2 protein-coding genes and 1 pseudogene are annotated in these 2226 nt (G+C 47.2%); 2 read left to right on the top strand and 1 reads right to left on the bottom strand.

The annotated features are described in order from the left end of the window. Positions 1–186 precede the first annotated feature (186 nt). Entirely contained in the window at positions 187–675 is a 489-nt protein-coding gene (locus ACR2PX_RS23935; protein WP_434001865.1) for a hypothetical protein, read from the top strand. 97 nt (positions 676–772) lie between these two features. Here ACR2PX_RS23935 and ACR2PX_RS23930 read toward each other — a convergent pair whose 3' ends face one another. After that, positions 773–1072 (bottom strand): ArsR/SmtB family transcription factor, encoded by a 300-nt coding sequence (locus ACR2PX_RS23930; protein WP_434001864.1) that lies wholly within the window; start codon positions 1070–1072, stop codon positions 773–775. 93 nt (positions 1073–1165) lie between these two features. Between ACR2PX_RS23930 and ACR2PX_RS23925 the strand changes: the two are divergent. Beyond that, positions 1166–2103: pseudogene (locus ACR2PX_RS23925) on the top strand (permease). Positions 2104–2226: the final 123 nt, after the last annotated feature.

Raw genomic sequence — 2226 nt, 5'->3', positions numbered from 1 at the left:
AAGAACGGCCCAATTATTCGATGAATTCGATTAAATAGGTCAACTATTCTCACGAATCCATCGAATAATTCGACTCGTTCTACTGAAATTTATGCTCGAAAGCATAAGTCCGACAGGCTCCTAGACTAGAAAAGCTTCCCACTAAATACGACAACATATCACTACTGATACATTCAAGAGGTTGGTATGAAGCTGCAGCGCAAACTGAACCTTTTCATCTTTCTTACGCTTTTCGTACTGAATTCTTTTCAAAAACTCCCGGCTTCTCCAGACATTCCCATTACGCCACAAGAACAAAAAGTAGCGGATGCAGTTTCAGACCGAATCCTTCGACACATCCACTCCACCCTCGAGACCACTTTGACTGGTGCAGAATATGGAGCCACGGTTGGAGTCTCCTTTGGAACAATGATCCCCCTCTCCATCGGATTTCTTCATGGCATACACGACGGCCCCTATGATGTTGCCAGTGAGGCAAAAGACTACGGAGTCATTGCTGCTTTATCGTGTTGTATTTTTGTCACTTTAGGTACTGGCATAGGAGGTGGTATCGGAATGGCTTATGGCGTCATTCGAATGATTACAGAAGAAGGTTTACGATTTTTTCCTATTCAGCTTCTGGGGGGTAGCCAGCCCGCAACACCCAACGATATTCGCTCTCCTGATGAACTATGAATTTACCCTTGGCTTTATAGCAGTCGATATTGCACAGAGTAACGAGCACCTTCATTGCTAATGGTGCAGCATTGTTGACTCTCCCAGGAAGGAAGTTTCAAGGCTGCTTTTCTTCATCCAGACAGCATTCATCCTGCAAAAAGCCTATCACCGATTCCAACCGATCAAATTCAGCGACACAGTAAAGTGTTCTCCCTTCCCTGCGCTGGGTCAGAAGACCTGCAGAAGCCAGGCTGGAGATATGATGAGAAAGGGTTGAGCCGGGTACGGATAAGTGTTCCTGCAACTGCCCTACTGCAACTCCCTGAAAACCGGCACGAACCACTTTCTGAAAAATCGCCAGCCGAGTCGGATGCCCCAGTTCTTTCAAGGCTTTTGCCACTGCTTCTATGTCCATGAGTTTTCCTAGCCATTAAACAATAATTCGATATTACTAGAAATATATTGACCCAAACAACGGATAAATTTATATTTCGATTATTCTGGAATTATGGAGATCAGTATTATGATTGATACATCCTTCATTGAAAGCCAGGCACTGAGTGACACTCTGGGCATGTTTGTGTTCCTGGCAGCAGAGCTGACTGTGCTTTTTCTTGCCATCAGCTATCTGGTGGGGATTCTTCAGACTTACATTCCCCCTGAAAAAATCAGAGAGCTCCTGAGCTGCCGCAAAGGTAAAGGTTATATTCTTGCCGCTTTTCTCGGCGCTATTACCCCCTTCTGCTCCTGCTCGACCATTCCTTTTCTGAAAGGATTGCTTCGAGCTCAGGCAGGTTTTGGCACCATGATGGTTTTCTTTTTGCCAGTCCTTTGCTTAATCCGATCATCATTGGTCTGTTTGCGATCACTTTTGGTTTACAGGTCACAGTCTTCTATTTTGCCATCGCAATGGGCGTCTCGGTCATTGCTGGTTACACGCTGGAAAAGCTGGGCTTTGAGAAATATGTGAAAGCAGAGGCCTATACGACACCTGCAACCTCCTCATGCCAGAGCGGCTGCGGTGGTCAATCAAAACCATCTCTCTGGAAAAGAGTGTGGGACACAACCTGGAAAGACTTTAAAAAAGTACTGCCTTACCTGATAGGAGGCATTGCTTTGGGCTCTACTATCTATGGCTTCATGCCTACTGAGTTTGTTGCCCGTGTGGCCAGTGACAGCAATCCATTCGCTATTCCTGTCGCAGCCATCATTGGCATCCCACTCTACATTCGTGCAGAAGCCGTGATTCCTCTTAGCTCAGCTTTGGCAGCCAAGGGCATGGGGCTTGGAGCAGTGATGGCTTTGATCATTGGCAGCGCCGGTGCCAGCCTGACTGAAGTCATTTTGCTGAAGTCCCTGTTCAAGAACAAAATGATCATTGCCTTCCTGGTCGTCATTTTGTCCATGGCCGTGGGAGCTGGCTTCCTTTACCAGGCGATCTTCTGATCGCCTTCATCGCGGAGCATCATAACGCTCAAGCGCTGCTCCCTGAGGCCTTAACACCAACTGCCAGAGCTGCAAGGCTCTGGCACGAAATGCCCCGGCGCACTGCAACAAATAATAGCGCCA

It is taken from the genome of Endozoicomonas sp. (genome assembly GCF_051008435.1).
In the GTDB taxonomy this organism is placed as follows: domain Bacteria; phylum Pseudomonadota; class Gammaproteobacteria; order Pseudomonadales; family Endozoicomonadaceae; genus Endozoicomonas_A.
Note: the sequence above shows the minus strand (reverse complement) of the source record. Positions and strands in the feature narration are given on the sequence as shown.